Genomic DNA, 22,216 nt, shown 5'->3' on the forward strand with positions numbered 1-22,216 from the left:
CCCCGACGTTTCGGGTTTTCACGCTCCGGAAAACCGTGGGGCTAGACCGCTTTCGTTCCCGCCTGCTCCCGGCCCTCGGAACTTCGTTTTGGTAAAACCCAGCCCGGCCGTGGAAAATGGCAGGTATAGCCGTTTGGGTAGCGCTCGAGATAATCCTGATGCTCGGGTTCTGCCTCCCAGAAATCTCCTGCCGGCTCCAGCTCGGTCACCACCTTGCCTGGCCACAGGCCTGATGCGTTGACATCGGCGATCGTGTCTTCGGCAATGCGCTTCTGCTCTTCTGTCAGATAATAGATCGCCGAGCGGTAAGACATACCGACATCGTTGCCCTGCCGGTTTTTCGTGGTCGGGTCATGGATCTGGAAGAAAAACTCCAGAAGCGTACGGTAACTCATCCTTTCAGGATCAAAGACGATCTCAATGCCCTCTGCATGGGTGCCGTGGTCACGATATGTCGCGTTGGGCACATCGCCTCCGGTGTAGCCCACGCGCGTGCTGATGACCCCGGGGAGTTTTCGGATAAGGTCCTGCATGCCCCAAAAGCAGCCACCGGCCAGAATAGCCCGTTCCGTCATTTCACCGTCTCCACCTGATCGAGATATTCGCCATAGCCCTCTGCCTCCATGTCATCGCGATGAATGAAACGGAGGGCAGCGGAGTTGATGCAGTAGCGCAGGCCGCCGCGGTCGGTTGGTCCGTCCTCAAAGACATGTCCCAGGTGACTGTCACCATGCGCCGAGCGTACCTCCGTTCGTATCATCCCATGCGAGGCATCCTGCAATTCGCTTATGTTGCTTGGGACAATCGGCTTGGTGAAGCTTGGCCAGCCACAGCCGGATTCATACTTGTCGGCGCTGGCAAAAAGCGGCTCTCCAGACACGATGTCCACGTAGATGCCTGGTTCCTTGTTGTTCAGATACTCGCCGGTTCCCGGGCGCTCCGTGCCGCTCTCCTGCGTCACGTAATATTGCTCCGGGGTGAGGCGGGCCAAGGCTTCTTCGGTTTTCCTGTAATCCATCTGTAGCTCCGGCTTCCTGTTCGTATCAAATGATCGCTATTCGCAATCGCGGTTTTCACCACACTGCCTGTCCACGAAACCTCATCTAGGTATCGCAGTTCCACTCTCCCAATCATATTCGTGTGACAGCGTGCGCGTCCAATCTTGAAACCCGCGGATGGAGGATGTCTGTACGGTTAGAGCTGTCGCCTCGCGCAACAACATGTTGACTTCCGTCTCGGGATCGATACCAACTGTTGTGGTCATGGTTCTTCCGATTCTTGGTTGGATCGGAAGCGAAGAGGGAAGCCGGTGCGCCTTTTGGCAAGTCCGGCGCTGCCCCCGCAACTGTAAGCAGTGAGCCGCTTTCGTTTTGTGTCACTGGCGCCCCATATGCGCCGGGAAGGCTGAACAGCGGTGAAGACCTGCGAGCCAGGAGACCTGCCATGACGAGATAAACGTCCACGGGCGGGGTGTCCCGGTGGTGCGTGTGTCGCCACGGGTCCTCCGTCGCGCCGCATGTCTCCGCGCCCCTGTCCAACCGCCACGGGGGTCTACATGCCGGCGACTGAAGTACAACACACCAAAGGGACCGCCTCGGTTCCGCATTCCACCACAAACACCGAAACCGCATCGTTGGAACCGGGGTATCGGGTCATCCGTCGCAACGGCGGTGTCACGCCGTTCGATCCCGCCAAGATCGAGGTCGCATTGACCAAGGCATTTCTGGCGGTTGAGGGTTCCACCGCCGCCGGTTCGCGCCGCGTCCATGAAATTGTCGAGGAGCTTGCGGGACAGGTCGTGTCCGCGCTCACGCGGCGTGCCGATACCGGGCGGGTCTTTCACATCGAGGAAATTCAGGATCAGGTCGAACTCGCCCTGATGCGTGGCGAGCATCACCGTGTGGCCCGTGCCTATGTGCTCTATCGCGAGGAGCGCGCCCGCGAGCGCGCCGCCGAGACGGCCAGTGTGGAAGTCACCACATCCGCCCTGCAAATGACGCTGGATGATGGGACGCTGGTTCCGCTGGATGAGGCCCGCCTTGCGGAAATCGTTCATGAAGCCTGTACCGGCCTCGAGGCCGTTTCCGCAGAACCGATCCTCACGGAAACCCGCCGCAATCTCTATGACGGCATCCGCCAGGATGAGCTGTCGCTTGCGCCGATCCTTGCCGCGCGCACGCTGGTGGAGCAGGAACCCGATTACGCATTCGTTTCCGCGCGTCTTCTGCTCGACAGATTGCGGCGTGAGGCGCTGACCTTTGTTTCCGGCAGACACGAGCAGGCCACCCAGGCTGAAATGGCGGAGCGCTACGCAAGCTACTTCCCCGATTTTGTGGCCAAGGGTGTTGCCAGTGAACTCATCGATCCCGAACTTGCCCGTTTCGATCTGGCGCGCCTTGGCGCTGCATTGAGGCCCGAGCGTGATCTGAACTTCCAGTTCCTGGGCCTGCAGACGCTTTACGACCGTTATTTCCTGCACGCCGGGGGCATCCGCTTCGAGCTGCCGCAGGCGTTCTTCATGCGCGTCGCCATGGGGCTTGCCGTGCACGAAATCGACCGTGAGGCGCGTGCCATCGAATTCTACGATCTCCTGTCGTCCTTCGACTTCATGGCGTCCACGCCCACCCTCTTCAATTCAGGCACGCTGCGCCCACAGCTTTCTTCCTGCTTCCTCACCACGGTGGCAGATGATCTCGACGGCATTTTCAAGGCGGTGAAGGACAATGCACTGCTTGCCAAATATTCCGGCGGGCTCGGCAATGACTGGACGCCGGTGCGCGGTCTCGGCGCGCATATCAAGGGCACCAATGGCGAGAGCCAGGGCGTCGTGCCGTTCCTCAAGGTCGCCAACGACACGGCCATCGCCGTCAATCAGGGTGGCAAGCGAAAGGGCGCCGTCTGCGCCTATCTGGAGACCTGGCACATCGACATCGAGGAGTTCCTCGACCTGCGCAAGAACACGGGCGATGACCGCCGCCGCACGCACGATATGAACACGGCCAATTGGGTGCCGGACCTGTTCATGGAGCGCGTCGAGGCGGACGGGCCGTGGACGCTGTTTTCGCCTGATGAAACGCCCGACCTGCACGACCTTTATGGCGAGGCGTTCCGCAAGGCCTATGAAGCCTACGAAGCAAAGGCGGTAGCTGGTGAACTGCGCGTCTTCAAGACCGTGCGTGCGGTCGATCTGTGGCGGCGCATGCTCACCATGCTGTTCGAAACCGGGCATCCCTGGGTCACCTTCAAGGACCCGTGCAACATCCGTTCCCCGCAGGGCCATGTGGGCGTCGTTCACTCATCAAACCTGTGTACGGAAATCACCCTCAACACCTCGAAGGACGAGGTGGCCGTCTGCAATCTGGGTTCCGTGAACCTCGTCAACCACATCGCCGATGGCGCACTCGATCTGGCGCGGCTGGCACGCACGGTCGGCACCGCCATGCGCATGCTCGACAATGTCATCGACATCAATTTCTACACCATTCCGGAGGCACGCCATTCCAATCTCAGGCATCGCCCGGTCGGCCTCGGTCTGATGGGCTTTCAGGACGCCTTGCAGAAGCTGCGCATACCCTACCAGAGCGATAAGGCCGTGGCCTTTGCGGATATGAGCATGGAGGCGATCAGCCATCATGCGATTGCGGCCTCGGTGGAACTCGCCGCCGAGCGCGGGCGCTACGCCAGCTTCGACGGTTCGCTCTGGTCGAAAGGCATCCTGCCGATCGATTCCATCCGGCTTCTGGAAGAGGCGCGGCCGGGCGTCGAGATGGACAGTGCCGCAACGCGCGACTGGGAGAGCCTGCGCAAGCGGGTGAAGAAGGTCGGCATGCGAAATTCCAACTGCATGGCCATCGCGCCCACCGCCACCATCTCCAACATTTGCGGCGTTTCGCAGTCCATCGAGCCCGCCTATCAGAACCTGTTCGTCAAATCGAACATGTCGGGCGATTTCACCGTGGTGAACGCGGCGCTGATCCACGATCTGAAAGCGCGCGGCCTGTGGGACGAGGTCATGATGTCCGATCTCAAATATTTCGATGGGTCCGTGGGGCAGATCGACCGCGTGCCGGATGACCTGAAGGCACTCTACGCAACCGCGTTCGAGATCGATTCCGCCTGGCTGATCGAAGCCGCCTCGCGCCGCCAGAAATGGATCGATCAGGCCCAGTCGCTCAATCTCTACATCGCCAATCCGAGCGGCAGAAAGCTGGACGAGCTTTACCGGCTGGCATGGCGAAAGGGCCTGAAGACGACCTATTACCTGCGCTCGCGCTCGGCCACCCATGTGGAAAAATCCACGCTGAAGGGCACCGATGGCAAGCTCAACGCCGTCTCCGCCGCAAGCGGTTCGGCCGCGCCCATCTCCATCGATCCGAACGCCGCGTGGGGCAAAGCCTGCGCCATCGACGATCCCGAGTGCGAGGCCTGCCAGTAGCCCGGCCCTTGCGCCCATCTTTATCCTGAGCTCATCGAAGGACGATGGTGGGTACGCCGAATGCAAACCCAATCGGAAGACAAAAAAATGCTGAACTGGAACGAAAAATCGCAACCCGCCACAGCTTCAATCCCCGTCGTTGACGAGGCCGACGCCACGGGCCTCGGCGAGATCGAGCGCGGGGCGGCCCGCGTCTCGGTTGATGACAAACGCATGATCAACGCCCGCGCCGACGTCAACCAGCTTCTGCCGCTCAAATATCGTTGGGCGTGGGAGAAATATCTCGCCGGCTGCAACAATCACTGGATGCCCACCGAGGTCTCCATGCAGGCCGACATCGCGCTCTGGAAGTCGCGCGATGGCCTGACCGAAGACGAGCGGCGCATGATCAAGCGCAATCTCGGCTTCTTCGCCGCCTCCGAATCCCTTGTCGCCAACAACATCGTTCTGGCGATCTACCGGCACCTCACCAATCCTGAATGCCGGCAGTATCTCTTGCGTCAGGCCTTTGAGGAAGCGATCCACACGCACACCTTCCAGTACATCGTGGAAAGCCTGTCGCTGGACGAGGGCGAGCTGTTCAACATGTACCGCGAAGTGCCATCGATCACCGACAAGGCGGCATGGGCGCTCGACTTCACGCAGCATCTGGACGATCCCGAATTCGCGACCGGCACGCCGGAGGCCGATCAGGCGTTCCTGCGCGATCTCGTGGCCTTCTACGTCATCTTCGAGGGCATGTGGTTCTACACGGGTTTTGCGCAGATACTCTCGCTCGGACGCCGCAACAAGATGGTCGGCATCGCCGAGCAGTATCAATACATCCTGCGCGATGAATCGATCCATCTGAACTTCGGCATCGATGTCATCAACCAGATCCGCATCGAGAACCCGCATTTGTGGACGTCCGCTTTCCAGGACGAGGTGCGCGGCATGATCGCGCATGCCGCCGGGCTGGAAGCCGCATATGGGCGCGATACGATGCCACGCGGCTTTCTCGGTCTCAATGCGGCGCTGTGCGAGCAATACATGCACTTCATCGCAAACCGCCGCTGCGCCCAGCTCGGTCTGGCTCCGGTCTTCGCCGAAACCGAGAACCCGTTCCCGTGGATGAGCGAGGCGATGGACCTGAAGAAGGAAAAGAACTTCTTCGAGACCCGCGTCATCGAATATCAGAACGGTGGTGCGCTGAGCTGGGACTGACCCATGGCGTTTGGCGCAACCAGAATGAAGCTGTTGCGCGCGGGTTCGATCCCCGCGCAGCAGCGCGTTTTCACGGAACGGTTTCGATACCGGTGCTGCAGTAACTGCGCCAGCTCCCGGGCTCCATTTTCGGATCCGAAATGACGAAGTGATTTTCTCGCTTGACCTTCCATTGACTGGAAGCTTTAGAAGCCCAATCCTGAACAATAGTCATTCAGGGTGAAAGCGATGAATACCCTTCCCGCCGGAACGTCTTCGGCCAATGTAAAACGCTTCCGCATCGAGGGGCTGAGCTGCGCTTCCTGCGTAAAACGCGCGGAAAAGGCGATTGCCGCCGTCGATGGCGTTGAAAGCGCCTCGGTTAATCTGGCGACCGAGACCGCCAATGTCGCGGTGCAGCCTGGCACCGACTTCTCAAGCATCGTCACTGCGGTTGAGCGTGCCGGATATGGCGTGCCGGAGAGCCATCTCGATATCGGTATCGAGGGCATGACCTGTGCCTCCTGTGTGCGGCGTGTGGAGCAGGCGATTGCCGCCGTGCCCGGTGTTTCAAAGGTCGCGGTCAACCTCGCCACCGAAAGCGCATCCATCGAACTTCTGAACGTTGAAGCGCGCAGCGGCGTGGAAGCGGCGATCCGCAAGTCCGGTTACACGCCGGTTGCCCGTTCCGATGGCGCTGCCGCCCGTGATGCGCATGAGGCGGCCAAGGCCGCCGAGCTGCGTGCACTCAAGCGCGATTTCGCGCTGGCCGCAATCTTCACCCTTCCGATCTTCATTCTCGAAATGGGCAGCCATTTCATCCCGGGCATGCATGCCTGGCTGATGGGGCTCGCCGACCGCAAGACGCTTTATCTCCTCTATTTCGTGCTGGCGACCATCGTGCAGTTCGGGCCGGGCCTGCGCTTTTATCGCAAGGGCTTCCCCGCGCTGATGCGTTTCGCGCCCGACATGAACTCGCTTGTCATGCTCGGGTCCACCGCTGCCTGGGCCTATTCGGTCGTGGCAACCTTCGCGCCCGGCGTTCTCCCGTCCGGCACGGCCAATGTCTATTTCGAAGCGTCCGCCGTCATTGTCACGCTCATCCTGCTTGGGCGGCTTCTGGAGGCGCGCGCCAAGGGACGCACCGGCGAAGCCATCAAGCGGCTGATGGGCCTGCGCGCAAAGAGCGCCCGCGTTCTCAAGGACGACAGTTTTGTCGAGGTGCCGCTTGAAGACGTGGTCGTTGGCGACCGTCTTCAGGTGCGCCCCGGCGACAAGGTTCCAGTCGATGGTGTGGTGGAAAGCGGTTCTTCCTATGTGGACGAAGCCATGATCTCCGGCGAGCCTGTCCCGGTCTCCAAGGCCGAAGGTGACGAGGTCATCGGCGGCACGATCAACAAGACCGGCAGCTTCGTCTACCGCGCCACCAAGGTCGGCTCCGACACGGTGCTGGCGCAGATCATCCGCATGGTCGAAAACGCGCAAGGTGCCAAACTGCCGATCCAGGCGGTTGTCGACCGGGTTACGGCCTGGTTCGTGCCGGCCGTGATGCTTGCCGCCGCACTTACCTTTGTCGTGTGGATGGTGTTCGGTCCCGATCCCGCATTCGCTTTCGCGCTGGTTAATGCGGTGGCGGTGCTCATCATCGCCTGCCCGTGCGCCATGGGATTGGCCACGCCCACCTCCATCATGGTCGGCACTGGTCGCGCCGCACAGCTCGGCGTTCTGTTCCGCAATGGCGAGGCGCTGCAGAGCCTGCGCAACACAAACGTCGTCGCGTTCGACAAGACCGGCACGCTGACGCTCGGTCGCCCCGCACTCACCGATTTCGTGGTGCAGGACGGTTTCGAGCGCGCCGAAATCCTTGCGCTTGTCGCCTCGGCGGAAGCCATGTCCGAGCATCCGGTGGCTGAAGCCATCGTAAAGGGCGCGCGGGATGAGGGGCTTACGCTGAAGCCGGTGGAGGCGTTCGATGCCGTTGCCGGCTTCGGCATTGTAGCTTCTGTCGGTGGTCGCAAACTTCACATTGGTGCGGATCGCTTCATGCGTCGGCAGAATGTCGAAATCACGAGGGCCTCCGCAGACGCCGAAAAACTTGCCACCGATGCCAAGACACCGCTTTACGCAGCGGTCGATGGCAGGCTAGCCGCCGTTATTGCGGTAGCAGATCCAATGAAGGAATCGACGCCGCGCGCCATTGCAGCACTTCACGCGCTGGGGCTGGAAGTGGCGATGATCACGGGCGACAACCGCCATACCGCCGAAGCCATCGCCGCAAAGTTGGGCATCGACCGGGTCGAGGCGGAGGTTCTTCCCGAGGGCAAGGTCGAGGCGCTCAAACGTCTGCGCAAGCAGGCAGGCCCGGTCTCCTTTGTCGGTGACGGCATCAACGATGCTCCCGCCCTGGCCGAAGCCGATGTCGGCATCGCCATCGGCACCGGAACGGATGTCGCCATCGAGAGCGCCGACGTGGTTCTCATGGCGGGCGAGGTGACAGGTGTTGCCAATGCCATCGGCCTCTCGCAGGCCACCATGACCAACATCAAACAGAACCTGTTCTGGGCCTTCGCCTACAATGTGAGTCTGATCCCGGTTGCTGCCGGGGTGCTCTATCCCGCCATGGGCATGCTCCTTTCGCCCATGCTCGCTGCCGGTGCCATGGCGCTTTCGAGTGTCTTTGTGCTCGGCAATGCCCTGCGGCTGCGGCGTTTTCATGCGCCGCTTCCTGTTCCATCCACCGGACACGAGGGGAGCGAAACCAGAAAGGGCAGGGCGCCAACGGTTTCCGTCTGACCTCAAATCTGGGGATTTTCAAAAACCGATTCGACATGATGGGTCTTGCCGAGCATAATGCTTAAACGCTTAACCTTCATGTGAATCGGGCTTTGATGGCTTCTCGTGCCAATCTATCCGATATTGCCAAAGCGCTTGGCGTATCGGTTGCGACCGTTTCAAACGCGATGTCCGGAAAGGGCCGCGTGTCGAAGGAACTCGGCCGGGCGATCCGCGAAAAGGCAAAGGAGCTGGGCTATGTGCCCAGCCTCGCAGGACGAGCCCTCAGCACCGGGCGCAGCCATGTGCTCGGTCTCGTTCTCGCCGATATCGGTCACCCGCTCTTTCCCCAGTTTGCGCAGGCAATCGAGCATGCTGCTTCCGAGGAGGGGTATGGCGTTCTCATCGGCGACAGCCGCGGCGATGCCGAAGCCCAGTCGCGGGCCATCAATCGACTGATCGAGCGTGGCGCGGACGGCATCGTGGTCGTGCCCCGTCATGGCACGCGTATTGGCGATATAGGTCGGCCCGTGGCAGTGATCGATTCCCCCTCCACACCGGGAAACACGGTTGCCGCCGATCATCACAGTGGCGGGCTGGAGATGGGACGGCATCTCGTGGGCCTCGGTCACCGATCCCTTGCGATCATCGGCCTTCATCCCGACTCCAATGTCCAGAAGGACCGCATAGCGGGCATTCGGGAGGCATTTGCCAGTTGGGGCGAAATCCGCCTTATCTGGATCAGCGAGATGGAGCGCAGCCATGGTTCCGGCTGCCCGCTCGGCCTTGTGCGTCTGGTGGAAGAAGGCGTTACGGCCTTTGCCGCAGTGTCCGATCTCCATGCCCTGCGCGCCATCACCGAGCTGCAGCAGGGCGGTGTTTCCATTCCAGGAGATGTCAGCGTCACCGGTTTCGACGATCTGATCTGGGCCGGCGTCATTGCGCCGAGTCTCACCACGATGCGCATGGACATGGAACGCATTGCGGAGATCGCCATTGCCGACCTGATTTCCCAGATTGAACAGGATGATGGTCGCGCCATGCGATCCGACCTGTCCGCCTCACCGGACCAGCGCTGCGTTCCGATGGAGCTTGTCATTCGCCAGTCAAGCGGGCCGGTGTTGGGGCTCCCCGCTACTGGCGCGATGGCGCCGGCCCTTTCAGGGTCGGCGTCATCCATCATCGATCCCAGAAGAAGCACCACCAGAGAAGGAAACGATTAGACATGTTCAAGAAACTCATGGCCTCCGGCGTCGCGCTGGCCGCACTCGGCGGCGCAGCACAGGCCGCCGACAAGACCCTCGTCATCTCCGTCTATGGTTTCGCCCAGGACGCCTTCAAGGAGATCGTCTACGATCCGTTCGAGGCCCAGTGTGGCTGTGAGCTGGTGGTCGAGACCGGCAACTCCGTGGAGCGTCTCGCAAAGCTGGAAGCCCGCAAGGACGATCCGGAAATCGACATGGCTGTGATGTCCACGCATGACGCCCTTTCGGCGTCGCGCAAGGGCATCACTCAGCCCATCAATGTCAGCCGCCTGTCCAACTATGACAAGCTCTATGACATCGCCAAGGATCCGCTCGGCGACAATCTGGCTGTCGGCTACACCTTCTACGCCACCTCCATCGCCTACCGCGCCGACGAGGTGACGATCGAAAGCTGGGCCGACCTCTTTCAGGACAAGCTGAAGGGCCGCGTTGCGTTTCCGAATGTGAGCACCAATCAGGGCCCGCCCGCGCTCTACATGGTCGGCAAGGCCATTGGTGACGACGCGGCAGACCTGAAAGCGGCAATCGGTGAAGTCGCCAAGAACAAGGACGACATCGTCACTTTCTACGAGCGCTCCTCGCAGGTCGCGCAGCTCATGCAGCAGGAAGAGATTCTGGCTGCACCCATCGGTCGTTTCGCCTGGGGCGCATACTCCAAGATGGGCTTCGACATGGCCTGGGCCACCCCGAAGGAAGGTCAGACCGGCGGCATGAACGTCATGATCCTGACCAAGGGCGCGAAGAACGAAGATCTCGCCTATGAGTTCATGGATTTCTGGCTCTCCACCGATATCCAGACCAAGCTCGCCGAGGCGCTGGTGGACAGCCCCGCCAATGCCGAGGTGAAGGTCTCTGACGAGATCGCCGAAAACCTCACTTATGGTGCCGAGACCGTTGAGAGCCTTCAGTTGCTTGACCCGGCCGTCATTCTCGACAACCGTGAGAGCTGGCTCTCGGAGTGGAATGCTCAGATCGGCCAGTAAGCCGATACGCTGAAGCGATGGTCCGGGGGCTGGCAGTCGGCCTGCCTCCGGAACCCAAAACAAGGTTCCAGCACATGTTTCATAATCGGATGGAAGGACTGGCGCTGGCATTGCCTGCGGCGGTCTTCGCGGCGATCGTTTTTCTCGTTCCCGTGGGCATCCTGCTTTCCGAGGGCTTTCGCGCCGAGGGAAGCTGGACCCTGGCATCCTATGCCAGCTTCTTTGAGAGCGAGCTCAACCGCACCGTCTTCTGGCGCACGCTGAAGCTCGGCGCGATCGTGACCGCCGTTTCGGCGGTCATCGGCTATGCCACGGCCTATTCCATCGTCACGCTGCCGCCCACCGCGCGCGGCCGCATGATCGGCCTCGTCGTCATGCCGCTGATGATTTCGCCCGTCGCCCGCACCTATGCCTGGATCGTCATTCTGGGCCGCACCGGCTTCGTCAACGAGACCATTGTCTGGCTCGGTCTTTCCGACACGCCCATCCGGTTCCTGTTCACCGAGACGGCCGTCTTCATCGGTTTGCTGCAGCTCTTCCTGCCGCTCATGATCCTCTCGCTCATCAGTGCGCTGGAAAACATGCCCAAGGATGCCGTGCCCGCAGCGCGCGTACTGGGGGCAAACTGGCTGCAGGTTTTCGTCAAGGTCATCCTTCCGCTCACCAAGGAAGGGCTTGTCATCGGCGGCACGCTTGTCTTCACCGGCTCGCTCACGGCCTACATCACCCCCGCCATTCTCGGTGGCTCCAAGGTCTTGATGCTGGAAACGCTGCTCTATCAGCGCGTCACCGTCGCCAACGACTTCGCCTCGGCAAGCATCATCGCCATGATCCTCATGGTCATGAGCTTTTCCGCCAACCTGCTTCTGAAACGCCTGGCCACCGCGAGGAACAAGCGATGACCTCCCGCCTTCTGTCCTACGTCACGCTGACGCTCGTCCTCATCTTCCTGCTTGGGCCGTTCGTCATCATCGTCGCGGCAGCCCTTTCGGGCGGCGAAACGCTCGCCTTCCCGCCGCAGGGCCTGTCGCTCAAATGGGTGATGAAAGTGTTCGAGGTGGAGAGTTTCAGGGCAAGTTTCGCGCTTTCCATGTTCCTCGCCATATTCGGCACGCTCGCCGCCCTTGTGCTCGGCGTGCCGGTGGCCTATGCCGCCTCGCGCTATCGCCTGCCGTTCGGCGAAACCATCCGCACCATCGTCTCCGCGCCGATCATCGTGCCGGGCATCATCGTCGGTCTGGCGCTTCTGCGCTATCTGGTGATCCCGCTTGATGTGAGCGTCGGCCTGGCTCTGTTCATCGCCCACACGGCGCTGATCCTGCCCTATGCGGTGCGCGTGGTTTCGGCCTCGCTCGACAATCTGCGCAGCGACATCGAGGAAGCCGCAGTGATCCTCGGCTCTTCGCGGGTCGCCACCTTCTTCCGCATCGTGCTGCCCAACATTCAGAGCGGCATTCTGGCGGCCTTCATTCTGGGCTTCGTCACCAGCTTCAATCAGGTGCCGGTGTCGCTCTTCCTTTCAGGACCGGGCGTGCGCACGCTGCCCATCGACATGATCTGGTACATGGAAATCACCTATGATCCGTCGGTGGCCGCTCTTGCCGCGCTGCTCGCCTTCCTGTCCATTTCCATCGTTTTCCTCGCGGAACGTTTTCTGGGGTTCTCCCGCTATGTCTGACGAAACCTATCTCGATCTGAGCGATCTGACGCTCGCCTATGGCAAGACCGTCGCGGTCGACCGTCTCAACCTGTCCATCCGCAAGGGCGAGCTGATCGCTCTGCTCGGCCCCTCCGGTTGCGGCAAGACCACCACCATGCGCGCCATCACCGGCCTTCTGCGTCCGGCAGGGGGCAAGATCACGCTGGATGGCGCGGACATCACCCATGTGCCGGCCAACAAGCGTCATGTCGGTCTGGTGTTCCAGTCCTACGCGCTGTTCCCGCACCTGACCGTGTTCGAGAACGTCGCCTTCGGCCTGCGCCTGAAAAAGCTCCCCACGGCGGAGATCAACCAGCGGGTCGAGGCCGGCCTCGCCATGGTCGGGCTTTCAAAGTTCCACAGCCGCAAGCCAGCCGAACTCTCAGGCGGTCAGCAGCAGCGCGTGGCGCTTGCTCGCTCGCTGGTCATGGAGCCCAAGGTTCTGCTGCTCGACGAGCCGCTGTCCAATCTCGATGCGCGCCTGCGTCTGGAAATGCGCACCGAGCTGCAGCGTGTTCAGCGCGAGAGCGGCGTCACCATGGTTTTCGTCACGCATGACCAGAACGAGGCGCTGGCGCTTGCCGACCGCATCGTTGTCATGAAGGAAGGCGCAATCGAGCAGGTCGGTTCGCCCGAGGATGTCTACAACCGGCCGCAATCCCGCTTCGTCGCGGATTTCGTCGGCTTCGAGAACATCTTCCCGGTGGAAGGCGACGGCATTCGCACCGAAGCCGGCGCGATGCAGCTTTCCGCAAAGCCTGCCGCCGGTGCCACCGGTCTTGCATGGCGTCCCAACATGGTCACCCTCGGTGAGGGGAACTTTGAGGGTGAGGTGCTGGGCGCAGCCTTTGCCGGCGGCTCGCGCGAGTATCTCTTGAAGAGCCCGCTTGGCCCCATCAAGGCAGAGATGGACGCTGCCGCACCCGCTTTCGAGCCGGGCAGCCGGGTCGCCTTCGACCTGCCGCCGGAACGCGCTGCCGTTCTCCAGCGCATGTAGAAAGGGAGTGTCCGCCTTGGTCTGGATCGACACGGATATGGGCTTCGACGACATTCTGGCGGTGATGATGGTCGCCGCCTCGTCGAAGCCGGTCGCCGGCGTCTCGCTGGTTTTCGGCAACGCGCCGATGGATGCGGTGCGCGCCAATGCCGCCGGAGCCGCATCGCTGCTTGGCTGGCGGTTTCCGATCCACACCGGCGCGGAACGGGCGATCCTGGGCGGGGTGGAAACACCCGCCCATGTTCTCGGCCCCACCGGCATTCCCACCCGTGGGCGCAGCCTGCCCCAAGGGGATGCGCTGCCGCGCACCGATGCGCTTGCGGCCCTGACCGCATGGCTTGAGGGGCTCGATGCGCCGGGCGAAATCCTGGCGCTTGGTCCGCTTACCAACATCGCGATCCTGTCGCTCGTCCGCCCGGATCTGCTTTCAAAGATCGACAGCGTGACCTGGATGGGCGGCGGCGCAAGCCGTGGCAACCACACGGCGTCCGCCGAGTTCAACGCCTTCGCCGATCCGGAGGCTGTCGCCATCGTTCTGGCAAGCGGCGTTTCGCTGCGCATCGCCGATCTCGACCTGTGCCGTCAGGTGCTCGTCGGTCCCGAAGATGTGGACACCGTCCGCGCCACCGGCACGCCGCGCGGCGAAATTCTGGCCGATCTCCTTGGTGCCTATGTCGACATCGCGCTCAACAACGGCCGTCCCGCCATGGCGCTTTACGATCCCACCGCCGCCGCCGCCTTTGTCGCGCCCGACGCCTTCACTTTCGAAGAAGCGGAGGTGACGATGGAGCTTGCCGGCGCGCACACGCGTGGCCGCACCATTGTCGACCAGCGCCCGCATGTGAAACCCAATGCGCTATGGGGCATGCGCGCCGATGCCGCCCGCGTTCGCGCGCTGGCGCTCGACGCCCTCGTGGAGGCAGCCCGCTCATGACCGTCGAACCCCATAACCTGAACGACCCCCACCTGCGCGACCGTGCCGTTGCTTCAGCACGCGGCGATGCGCCGTTTGATCTTCTCATTCGCGGCGGCACGCTGCTCGATGCGGTGACCGGTGAACTGCGCCCCGCCGACATCGGCATTATCGGTGCGCTCATCGCCAGCGTCCACGAACAAGGCACGCGCGATGATGCAGCCGAGATCATCGAGGCGGAAGGGCTCACCATCACCCCCGGCCTGATCGACATGCACATGCATGTGGAAAGCTCCATGATCACGCCTGCCGCTTATGCGCAGGCCGTGCTGCCGCGCGGCGTCACCACCGTCCAGTGGGACCCGCATGAATTTGCCAATGTGCACGGGCTCGACGGCGTTTCATGGGCGCTGGAGGCGGCAGCCGACCTGCCGCTGCGCATGATCGTGCTCGCGCCGTCCTGTGTCCCCGCCGCCCCCGGGCTTGAAATGTCCGGTGCCGATTTTGGCTGCGCCGAGCTTGCCGACATGCTGGCGCGCCCCGGCATTGGCGGCGTTGCCGAGGTCATGAACATGCGCGGCGTCATCGACCGCACCGCGCCCATGCGCGATGTGGTGCAGGCCGGCCTTGAAAGCGGCAAGCCCGTCTTCGGCCACGCCCGCAGCCTTAAAGGTGCAGATCTAAACGCCTTCATGGCCGCCGGCGTCAGCTCCGATCACGAACTCGTCTCCGGCGATGATCTGATGGTCAAGCTGCGCGCCGGTCTCGCCATCGAGATGCGTGGCTCGCACGATCATCTCCTGCCGGAATTCGTCGAAGCGCTGAACGCGCTCGGGCATCTGCCCTCCACGATCACGCTGTGCACCGACGACGTTTTCCCGGATTCACTTCTCAACGAAGGCGGGCTTGACGATGTGGTGCGCCGTCTGGTGCGCTACGGCATGCCCGCCCCCTGGGCCATCCAGGCCGCAACGCTCAATGCCGCGCACCGGCTCGCGCGGCCCGATCTCGGCCTTGTCGCCGCCGGTCGCCGCGCCGACATCGCACTGTTTGACGATCTGGAGAATTTCCGCGCTGCCGCCGTCATCGCCAATGGCGTCGTGGTCGCGCGCGATGGCGCTTTGACCGCCCCGGTGAAGGCGCATTCCACCGCACCACTTCAAGGCTCCATCAAATGCCCCATTTTCACGCCCGATGATTTTCGTGTCCGGGCGGATGGAGAGCGCGTGCACGTCGCCACCATTCACCGCCCCCGCTTCACCGAATGGGGCGAGGCGGAAGCAACGGTGTGCGATGGCTTCGTCGTGCCGCCCGAGGGCGCGACGCTCATCAGCGTCATCCACCGTCATGGCCGCGCGCCGGCCATTCCGCGTGTGGGCTATCTCACCGGCTGGGGCTCGTGGCGCGGCGCGTTCTGCACCACGGTCTCCCATGACAGCCACAACATCACGGTCTTCGGCGGCAATGAAGAGGATGTGGCGGCAGCGGCCAACTGGGTGGTCGAGGCTGGCGGCGGCATGGCCGTCGCGCAGGGCGGTCGCATCGTCGCCTCTCTGGCGCTGCCCCTGTCGGGCCTCGTCTCCGATGCGCCGCTGGCCGATGTGGCGGCGGGCTTTGCGGCCCTGCGTTCCGCCATGGACGACATTGTCGACTGGGAGCCGCCCTATCTGGTGTTCAAGGCCTGTTTCGGTGCAACGCTCGCCTGCAATGCCGGCCCGCACCAGACCGATCTCGGCATTGCCGACAATGCCCGCCCCGCCGTTATGGAAACGCCGGTTCTCGAAATTCTGGGATAGGTTTTAGATGTCGGCGCTCGCCCCTCATCCTCACCTTCTCCCCGCGTGCGGGGAGAAGGGCATAGACGCAGCATTCAAATCATTGAGCGAGAGAAAATCCGCGCTTTCCTTCTCCCCGCACGCGGGGAGAAGGTGCCGGAAGGCGGATGAGGGGCGAGTGCCCCACGTCCAAAATCAGGCCGCCAGTTCCTGCTCCACCAGCGTCGTCCAGAATTTCACGCCGGTGCCGATCGCCCCGTCATTGAAGTCATAGGCCGTATTGTGGTGCAGCGCGCCATCCACCGCCGGGCCATTGCCAAGCCACACATAGGCACCGGGCACTTCCTGCGAAAAGAAGGCAAAGTCATCGCCCGCCGTCGAAGGCGGAAAATCGGTGCGCACCTTCGCACCGCACACGGTCTTTGCCGCTGCCAGCGCCCGTGCCGTCGCATCCGCATCGTTCACGACGGGTGGTATGCGCCGGATGAAGCGATACTCCGCCTCGATGCCGAACATGGACGCAACGCCATTCGCCAGCCGACCGATCTCTTCTTCAAGCTGGTCGCGCACACGTGGCGTGTAGGCGCGGGCCGTGCCTGCAATGTCGATGAAATCGGGAATCACGTTGAGCGCCTTGGGGTCGCCTGCCTGTACCGAGCAGGCGCTCACCACGGCCGGCTGCAACGGGTCCACCACGCGGCCCACAATCGTCTGCAGGCTGGAAACGAAGTGCCCGCCCGCCGTCACCGGATCCTTGCCCAGATGCGGTTTTGCGCCATGGGTGCCCACACCGCGAAAACGCACCTGCCAGCTGTCGGAAGAGGCAAGCTGCGGGCCGGCCACCACGGCCATCTCGTCGGTGTCGAGGCCGGGCATGTTGTGCAGGCCATAGACCGCATCGCAGGGGAACAGCTCGAACAGGCCGTCTTCCACCATGCGCTTTGCGCCGCCACGGCCTTCTTCCGCCGGCTGAAAGATGAAGTGCACCGTGCCGGAGAAATTGCGCGTCCGCGCCAGTTCGCGCGCCGCGCCCAAAAGCAGCGTCGTGTGACCGTCATGTCCGCAGGCATGCATCTTGCCGGGCACGGTGGATTTATAGGGGCGGTCGGCGGTTTCGGGCATGGCCAGCGCATCCATGTCGGCGCGCAGGCCAATGGTGCGCGGGCCGTTGCCCACCGTCAGCGTGCCCACCACGCCGGTGCCGCCAAGGCCGCGATGCACTTTCATGCCGGTCTCTGTCAGATGTTCGGCGACAATCTGGCTGGTCCGCTCTTCCTCGAAGCCCAGCTCGGGATGTGCGTGCAGATCGCGTCGCAATGCGACGAGAAAATCCAGCTCCGCGCGAACATCCTCGTTAACAGCCATCAATACGCCCTTTCCATTCATGCATCTGCCCGGATAAAAGGTGCCTTCCGCAACAAGGCGGCCGGCGTGGGGATATACGCTCTGTCCGGAAACAGAAATCCAGGTGAAAACAGCTCATTCTTAACGCGGGGCCTTTCGGCAGACAATGACGCATTCCGATTTCCAGATCGATCCCCAGGCATTCTGGCAGGTGCTCGAACCGGCAGGAAGCTTTGAGCGCGCCCCGCGCGGGGGCCATAAGGGTTTCTTTCCCGCAGAGCTTCCCGACGGGCGTCAGCTCGGCCTCCCGATCCGCGTTCTTTCGGGCGGCGAGCGCGCACTTGCCTCGCTCATCGTCAACCAGGCAAGTTTCGCCGTTTCCGATGCGCTGGCAAAGGCGCTGGCTGAAAAGGCGTCGGCCTTCAGGCCCGATGTTGTTGTCGGCCTGCCGACCCTTGGTCTGACGCTTGCCTCGCAGGTTGCCCGCGCGCTCGGCCACAGCCGCTATGTGCCGCTCAGCACGTCGCGCAAGTTCTGGTATGAGGAAGAGCGCTCGGTTCCGCTGCGCTCGGTCACCAGCCCCGACCAGCAGAAACGGCTTTACGTGGACCCGCGCATGCTGCCGCTCATCGAGGGTCGCCGCGTGCTTCTGGTGGATGATGTCATCAGCAGCGGAAGCTCCATTCTCGCTGGCCTGAAGCTCCTCAAACTGTGCAACATCGAACCCGTCGCCATCGGTGCGGCGATGTTGCAGACCGACCGCTGGCGCGAGGCGCTTTCGGCGGAAAGCGCAGGTATCTGCGAACGCGTGGTCGGCGTGTTCGAAACGCCGGCGCTGGCGCCGACGCCCGAAGGCGGGTGGCTCCCCGACGTATGAATATCAGCATCGACGCGCCCTTCTGCGCCAGACTGGTACCAACGTTACATGACGTTATCAGAATTGCGCAGAAGCAGTATCGGTCCGGCCTCCGAAACGCAGTGCGGACTTGAACAAGCGCACGCACTCTGATTCCTTGTCGGCGACGTGTTGGCGATGCGATTCGCGTTCGTCGCCAACCCCCAGAAAGGACCGAGGCCCAATGACGGACCAGAAGAAGCCCGAAATCTCTGAAATGCGCCCCAAGATCACCATCATCGGTGTTGGCGGCGGTGGCGGCAATGCCGTCAACAACATGATCGCACAGGAACTGCAGGGCGTGGACTTCATCGCCGCCAACACGGATGCGCAGGCTTTGACCATGTCCAGGGCCGAGCGGCTGATCCAGCTTGGCGCGAACTCCACCGAGGGGCTCGGTGCCGGTTCGCTGCCAGAGATCGGGCAGGCTGCGGCCGAGGAAACCATTGACGAGATCATGGATCACCTGTCGGGCACGCATATGTGCTTTGTTACGGCCGGAATGGGCGGCGGTACGGGCACGGGCGCGGCGCCGATCATCGCTGCCGCGGCACGCAATGCCGGCATCCTGACGGTCGGTGTCGTGACAAAGCCGTTCACCTTCGAGGGGAATAGGCGCATGGCGATTGCGGATCAGGGGATCGAGCTGCTGCGTCAGGCTGCCGATACCGTCATTGTCATTCCCAACCAGAATCTCTTCCGCATCGCCGATGCCAAGACCACCTTCGCAGAGGCTTTTGAACTTGCAGACAAGGTTCTCTATTCCGGCGTTCGCTGCATCACCGATCTGATCGTCAAGGAAGGTCTGATCAATCTCGACTTCGCCGATGTGCGTTCGGTCATGCGCGACATGGGCCGCGCCATGATGGGCACTGGCGAGGCGACGGGCGATGCCCGCGCGATGAAGGCCGCCGAGGCAGCCATTGCCAACCCGCTTCTGGACGAAGCCAACATGAAGGGCGCACGCGGCGTTCTGGTCTCGATTTCCGGTGGCCGCGACATGACCCTGTTCGAGGTGGACGAAGCCGCGACGCGCATTCGCGAAGAGGTTGGCGATGACGCGGAAATCATCGTTGGAGCGATTTTCGACGACAAGCTGGAGGGGACGTTCCGCGTTTCCGTTGTCGCTGCAGGGCTTGCCAATGATGCTGACATACAGGCTGCTGACGGTGCCGGTTCGGGGGATTTTCGGGCGCAGGCAATCCATTGAGTGAATTGGGGGGCGGCTGAGGGCCGCCCGACATCCTCATCGGGTGCGCTTCAGGCCGCCTTTTTCCTGTTGAGAGATGCTGTTTCGGCAATGTCCCGCTTTTGCGAAAACACCAGGAGATTGGTGCGCATCGGCGGCGGCATGATTGCCTGCACAAATGCCACCATCGCAAAGCCGATCGCCGTGTTGCCGTGATAGCGCGGAGTTCCGTTTGCGGTGTAACCGTGATGTGACCACCGGTCGTCGCCAAACGCGTGGCGAATGCTCCCCATCGTGTTCATGCGATAATATGTCGGAAACACGTCTTCATGCGGCCGCTCCGGCCACACGATACGCATAAGGCGATCCTTGACGCTTTCGGGGATGATCCGGTTAGAAATGCCCACATAGCCATAGCTGTTGGGAGTCAACGCGCAGAACCAGCCGCCCGGCTTGAGCACGCGGTGTATTTCATCGGCGAATTCCTGCGGGTGTTCCACATGTTCGACCACCCATTCGCACACAATGATGTCGACACTCGAATCTTCAAGCGGGAGGGTTCCACCGGGTTCGATGACATGGGCTTCGTCCAGATGAGGATGCTCTCGAACGACCGGGTCCACATCGAGGCCGACCACATGTTTGACCCGGCCCTGAAAATTGCAGAAGCTTTTGCGAAATGCAGCGCTTCCGTCGTCGAAGCGGGATCCGCGTCCAGCGCCCAGATCGACCAGAACCATTTCGGGGTGAATGAGCGCGTTAACCCGTGTGTAAAATGCGATATCTTCATCATCGCGGGTGAACCCGCCCGCTGCGGTTTCGGGCCGCCATCGGTCAACAACCGTCATCGAATTCCCCCGGTCAAAAATCGGTGTTTTCACAACTGTTGCGCGAAATTAGAAAGGCAAATGGCTATATTTCGTTAATTCAGGATTGATATTCGGCTTTTGTATCAACAGGAACAGAGTCACGTCGCGCTCAAGGTATGGAAACTTCCCAATGGCGAATAAAAAACTTGGTATCGGCAGATTTGCAGCGGCGGTCTTGATTTTTGCATTTTCTGCTGGCGGGCTGGAAGCTGCGACCTTTTCGCCCGGGCGTGGTGTCAATCTTGATCTGTGGGATACGTGGCCGGACGAAGCCGACTGGGGCCGCAGGGACGTCCTTCTGCCCTACCCGGAATGGCGACGGAAGATGGGAACGGAAGATCTGGCGCTGCTGAAGGCAACAGGTTTCGATTTCCTGCGGATGCCCGTGGATCCGATACCCTTTCTTTCCCCGAAATCTGCGGATTTCCGTGAGGAACTGTTTTCCTCCGTCCTTGACGGAGTGCGCAACATCAACGCTGCCGGTCTGAAGGTGATCGTCGATCTGCACCCGATACCAAGGGGCGCGGATCGTTTTGCTGGCGTTGAAGAGATACTGCGCGATGAAAGCCTGTTCGAACGATATCTGGATCTGGTGCGTGATATGGGACGAACGCTCGCGGAAGAGGATCCGGAACTGGTCGCATTCGAGTTGATGAATGAGCCTGTTACCGGTTGCGAGGGCACGGAGGGCGAGGCGTGGGACAGCCAGCTTGGACGCCTCTTTGCTGCTGCGCGATCTTCCGCGCCGCGTACAACACTGGTTTTGACGGGTGCCTGCTGGGGAGGGGCGGAAGGACTTGCCGCAATCAATCCGCACACCATACCCGACGACAATGTGCTCTGGGGGTTCCACTCCTATGCGCCATTTGTCCTCACCTCGCAGGGTGCACTTTGGGCGGGTGATTTTATCCGCTACGTGACTGGCATTCCCTACCCACCCTATGCGCACCGGGCGGAGCTGGCGGATGCATTGGAAAAAGCCCGCGAACGCATCCGCAATGAGGCGCCCTTCCTTCGGCGTGCGGGAATGCTTGCTTATCTCGATGAACAGATAGCACTTGTGGATACGGAGGAAGAGCTTGCTGCGGAAATGGCCGCGCCGTTCGAAACGGTGGCTGCCTGGGCCCGAAAATACGATGTCGATCCCGGCGACATCATTCTCAGCGAGTTCGGCATGATAAGGCAGGAATACCAGAACCCCACCATCATGCCGGCACAATGGCGCGCCGCCTACATGCGCGACATGATCGAACAGGCCGAGGGGCATGGTTTTTCGTGGTCCATCTGGGGATATGGCGGGGCGTTCGGCATTGTCGAGGAGTTTGGCGGGCGCCGTGCGGAAGACGATGTCCTGAAAATGATCGAAGGCCTGGATGGAACGCGCCCTTAGCGTTGGCGCCGGTGCTTCCTCAATCGGGAAAATTCAGAGCCGGGCCCGTGTGCTGTGTGGCGTTGCGAGCAACAGACTTGTCTCGCTGTTCATGATGCCGGGAATGAGGCGGATGCGCCGCAGCACCGCGTCGAGATCGGTCAGGGTGGAGGCTCCCAGTTCCACAACGATGTCCCAGCGGCCATTCGTGGTGTGCACGGCAGACACCTCCGGAAATCCTTCCAGCGCATGGATGACCCTGTCGGCAGAACGCCCTTCTATCTCCACCATCGTGATGCCACGAACCGGCGCTTCCACCGTATCGGCGCGCAGGATGACCGTATACCCGACAATGTGCCCCGCCTTTTCCAGCCGCTCCATACGTGCTCGGACCGTGGCACGGGAAACGCCCAGATCGATGGCCAGATCTGAGATGCTGCGGCGCGCGTCGTGACGCAGCAGGGTGATCAAGCGTTCGTCCAGCTCATCCATGGCTTCTCAATACGAAATCAACATTTGTCGAAATGAT

18 protein-coding genes and 1 riboswitch are annotated in these 22,216 nt (G+C 61.8%); of the genes, 13 read left to right on the forward strand and 5 right to left on the reverse strand.

The annotated features are described in order from the left end of the window. Positions 1–41: 41 nt before the first annotated feature. Both msrA and msrB read right to left on the reverse strand, forming a co-directional pair. Positions 42–575, reverse strand: a complete 534-nt coding sequence (msrA, locus tag AB2N04_RS06855; RefSeq protein ID WP_367717869.1) for a peptide-methionine (S)-S-oxide reductase MsrA — start codon at positions 573–575, stop codon at positions 42–44. Continuing rightward, positions 572–1,018, reverse strand: coding sequence for a peptide-methionine (R)-S-oxide reductase MsrB (gene msrB, locus AB2N04_RS06860; protein ID WP_367717871.1), 447 nt, complete (start codon positions 1,016–1,018; stop codon positions 572–574). Before msrB ends, msrA begins: the two co-directional genes overlap by 4 nt. A gap of 228 nt (positions 1,019–1,246) precedes the next feature. Then, positions 1,247–1,461, forward strand: a riboswitch (cobalamin riboswitch). 94 nt (positions 1,462–1,555) lie between these two features. Here msrB and AB2N04_RS06865 point away from each other — a divergent pair. The 10 genes from AB2N04_RS06865 (at position 1,556) to AB2N04_RS06910 (ending at position 16,042) form a co-directional block, all read left to right on the forward strand. Continuing rightward, positions 1,556–4,435, forward strand: coding sequence for a ribonucleoside-diphosphate reductase subunit alpha (locus AB2N04_RS06865; protein ID WP_367717872.1), 2,880 nt, complete (start codon positions 1,556–1,558; stop codon positions 4,433–4,435). 87 nt (positions 4,436–4,522) lie between these two features. Next, a complete protein-coding gene (locus tag AB2N04_RS06870) occupies positions 4,523–5,638 on the forward strand; it encodes a ribonucleotide-diphosphate reductase subunit beta (protein WP_367717873.1) in 1,116 nt (371 codons plus the stop codon). 228 nt (positions 5,639–5,866) lie between these two features. After that, entirely contained in the window at positions 5,867–8,410 is a 2,544-nt protein-coding gene (locus tag AB2N04_RS06875; RefSeq protein ID WP_367717875.1) for a heavy metal translocating P-type ATPase, read from the forward strand. Between the two features lie 95 nt (positions 8,411–8,505). Continuing rightward, a complete protein-coding gene (locus tag AB2N04_RS06880; RefSeq protein WP_367717876.1) occupies positions 8,506–9,612 on the forward strand; it encodes a LacI family DNA-binding transcriptional regulator in 1,107 nt (368 codons plus the stop codon). A 2-nt stretch (positions 9,613–9,614) separates the two neighbouring features. Then, positions 9,615–10,637, forward strand: coding sequence for a PotD/PotF family extracellular solute-binding protein (locus tag AB2N04_RS06885; protein ID WP_367717878.1), 1,023 nt, complete (start codon positions 9,615–9,617; stop codon positions 10,635–10,637). A 74-nt stretch (positions 10,638–10,711) separates the two neighbouring features. Next, positions 10,712–11,539 carry an ABC transporter permease gene (locus AB2N04_RS06890; protein WP_367717880.1) on the forward strand — a complete coding sequence of 276 codons (828 nt, stop codon included), beginning with the start codon at positions 10,712–10,714 and terminating at the stop codon, positions 11,537–11,539. Further along, positions 11,536–12,315, forward strand: coding sequence for an ABC transporter permease (locus AB2N04_RS06895; protein ID WP_007008938.1), 780 nt, complete (start codon positions 11,536–11,538; stop codon positions 12,313–12,315). The genes AB2N04_RS06890 and AB2N04_RS06895 overlap by 4 nt, the downstream gene beginning before the upstream one ends. After that, the gene (locus AB2N04_RS06900) at positions 12,308–13,333 is read left to right on the forward strand and encodes an ABC transporter ATP-binding protein (RefSeq protein WP_367717882.1); all 1,026 of its coding nucleotides are present in this window, start codon (positions 12,308–12,310) and stop codon (positions 13,331–13,333) included. The genes AB2N04_RS06895 and AB2N04_RS06900 overlap by 8 nt, the downstream gene beginning before the upstream one ends. Before the next feature lie 16 nt (positions 13,334–13,349). Continuing rightward, positions 13,350–14,267 carry a nucleoside hydrolase gene (locus tag AB2N04_RS06905; protein WP_367717883.1) on the forward strand — a complete coding sequence of 306 codons (918 nt, stop codon included), beginning with the start codon at positions 13,350–13,352 and terminating at the stop codon, positions 14,265–14,267. After that, positions 14,264–16,042, forward strand: coding sequence for an adenine deaminase (locus AB2N04_RS06910; RefSeq protein WP_367717885.1), 1,779 nt, complete (start codon positions 14,264–14,266; stop codon positions 16,040–16,042). Before AB2N04_RS06905 ends, AB2N04_RS06910 begins: the two co-directional genes overlap by 4 nt. Before the next feature lie 174 nt (positions 16,043–16,216). Here the strand turns inward: AB2N04_RS06910 and AB2N04_RS06915 are convergent, their stop codons facing one another. Further along, a complete protein-coding gene (locus tag AB2N04_RS06915; RefSeq protein WP_367717887.1) occupies positions 16,217–17,386 on the reverse strand; it encodes a M20 aminoacylase family protein in 1,170 nt (389 codons plus the stop codon). Positions 17,387–17,531: 145 nt separating this feature from the next. Between AB2N04_RS06915 and AB2N04_RS06920 the strand changes: the two genes are divergently transcribed. Together AB2N04_RS06920 and ftsZ are read left to right on the forward strand one after the other, a co-directional pair. Beyond that, positions 17,532–18,242, forward strand: coding sequence for a phosphoribosyltransferase (locus tag AB2N04_RS06920; RefSeq protein WP_367717888.1), 711 nt, complete (start codon positions 17,532–17,534; stop codon positions 18,240–18,242). A gap of 202 nt (positions 18,243–18,444) precedes the next feature. After that, positions 18,445–19,470 (forward strand): cell division protein FtsZ, encoded by a 1,026-nt coding sequence (ftsZ, locus tag AB2N04_RS06925; RefSeq protein ID WP_367717890.1) that lies wholly within the window; start codon positions 18,445–18,447, stop codon positions 19,468–19,470. 50 nt (positions 19,471–19,520) lie between these two features. Here ftsZ and AB2N04_RS06930 read toward each other — a convergent pair whose 3' ends face one another. Beyond that, positions 19,521–20,297: a class I SAM-dependent methyltransferase gene (locus AB2N04_RS06930; protein WP_367717891.1), complete on the reverse strand. Its 777-nt coding sequence runs from the start codon at positions 20,295–20,297 to the stop codon at positions 19,521–19,523. Positions 20,298–20,448: 151 nt separating this feature from the next. Here AB2N04_RS06930 and AB2N04_RS06935 point away from each other — a divergent pair, with 151 nt between their 5' ends. Beyond that, entirely contained in the window at positions 20,449–21,708 is a 1,260-nt protein-coding gene (locus AB2N04_RS06935; RefSeq protein ID WP_367717892.1) for a glycoside hydrolase family 5 protein, read from the forward strand. Positions 21,709–21,741: 33 nt separating this feature from the next. Here the strand turns inward: AB2N04_RS06935 and AB2N04_RS06940 are convergent, their stop codons facing one another. Then, positions 21,742–22,179 carry an Lrp/AsnC family transcriptional regulator gene (locus tag AB2N04_RS06940; protein WP_367717894.1) on the reverse strand — a complete coding sequence of 146 codons (438 nt, stop codon included), beginning with the start codon at positions 22,177–22,179 and terminating at the stop codon, positions 21,742–21,744. Positions 22,180–22,216 lie beyond the last annotated feature (37 nt).

Origin of the sequence: Nitratireductor sp. GISD-1A_MAKvit, assembly GCF_040819555.1 — a bacterium.
GTDB lineage: Bacteria > Pseudomonadota > Alphaproteobacteria > Rhizobiales > Rhizobiaceae > Nitratireductor.

Bases quoted from the DNA above. Each gene is read 5' to 3' on its own strand.
- ftsZ (WP_367717890.1), top strand. From the start codon at position 18,445: ATGACGGACCAGAAGAAGCCCGAAATCTCTGAAATGCGCCCCAAGATC.
- AB2N04_RS06875 (WP_367717875.1), top strand. From the start codon at position 5,867: ATGAATACCCTTCCCGCCGGAACGTCTTCGGCCAATGTAAAACGCTTC.
- AB2N04_RS06930 (WP_367717891.1), bottom strand. From the start codon at position 20,297: ATGACGGTTGTTGACCGATGGCGGCCCGAAACCGCAGCGGGCGGGTTC.
- AB2N04_RS06870 (WP_367717873.1), top strand. From the start codon at position 4,523: ATGCTGAACTGGAACGAAAAATCGCAACCCGCCACAGCTTCAATCCCC.
- AB2N04_RS06910 (WP_367717885.1), top strand. From the start codon at position 14,264: ATGACCGTCGAACCCCATAACCTGAACGACCCCCACCTGCGCGACCGT.
- AB2N04_RS06865 (WP_367717872.1), top strand. From the start codon at position 1,556: ATGCCGGCGACTGAAGTACAACACACCAAAGGGACCGCCTCGGTTCCG.
- AB2N04_RS06920 (WP_367717888.1), top strand. From the start codon at position 17,532: ATGACGCATTCCGATTTCCAGATCGATCCCCAGGCATTCTGGCAGGTG.
- AB2N04_RS06940 (WP_367717894.1), bottom strand. From the start codon at position 22,179: ATGGATGAGCTGGACGAACGCTTGATCACCCTGCTGCGTCACGACGCG.
- AB2N04_RS06890 (WP_367717880.1), top strand. From the start codon at position 10,712: ATGTTTCATAATCGGATGGAAGGACTGGCGCTGGCATTGCCTGCGGCG.
- msrB (WP_367717871.1), bottom strand. From the start codon at position 1,018: ATGGATTACAGGAAAACCGAAGAAGCCTTGGCCCGCCTCACCCCGGAG.
- AB2N04_RS06915 (WP_367717887.1), bottom strand. From the start codon at position 17,386: ATGGCTGTTAACGAGGATGTTCGCGCGGAGCTGGATTTTCTCGTCGCA.
- AB2N04_RS06895 (WP_007008938.1), top strand. From the start codon at position 11,536: ATGACCTCCCGCCTTCTGTCCTACGTCACGCTGACGCTCGTCCTCATC.
- AB2N04_RS06880 (WP_367717876.1), top strand. From the start codon at position 8,506: ATGGCTTCTCGTGCCAATCTATCCGATATTGCCAAAGCGCTTGGCGTA.
- AB2N04_RS06935 (WP_367717892.1), top strand. From the start codon at position 20,449: ATGGCGAATAAAAAACTTGGTATCGGCAGATTTGCAGCGGCGGTCTTG.
- AB2N04_RS06900 (WP_367717882.1), top strand. From the start codon at position 12,308: ATGTCTGACGAAACCTATCTCGATCTGAGCGATCTGACGCTCGCCTAT.
- AB2N04_RS06885 (WP_367717878.1), top strand. From the start codon at position 9,615: ATGTTCAAGAAACTCATGGCCTCCGGCGTCGCGCTGGCCGCACTCGGC.
- msrA (WP_367717869.1), bottom strand. From the start codon at position 575: ATGACGGAACGGGCTATTCTGGCCGGTGGCTGCTTTTGGGGCATGCAG.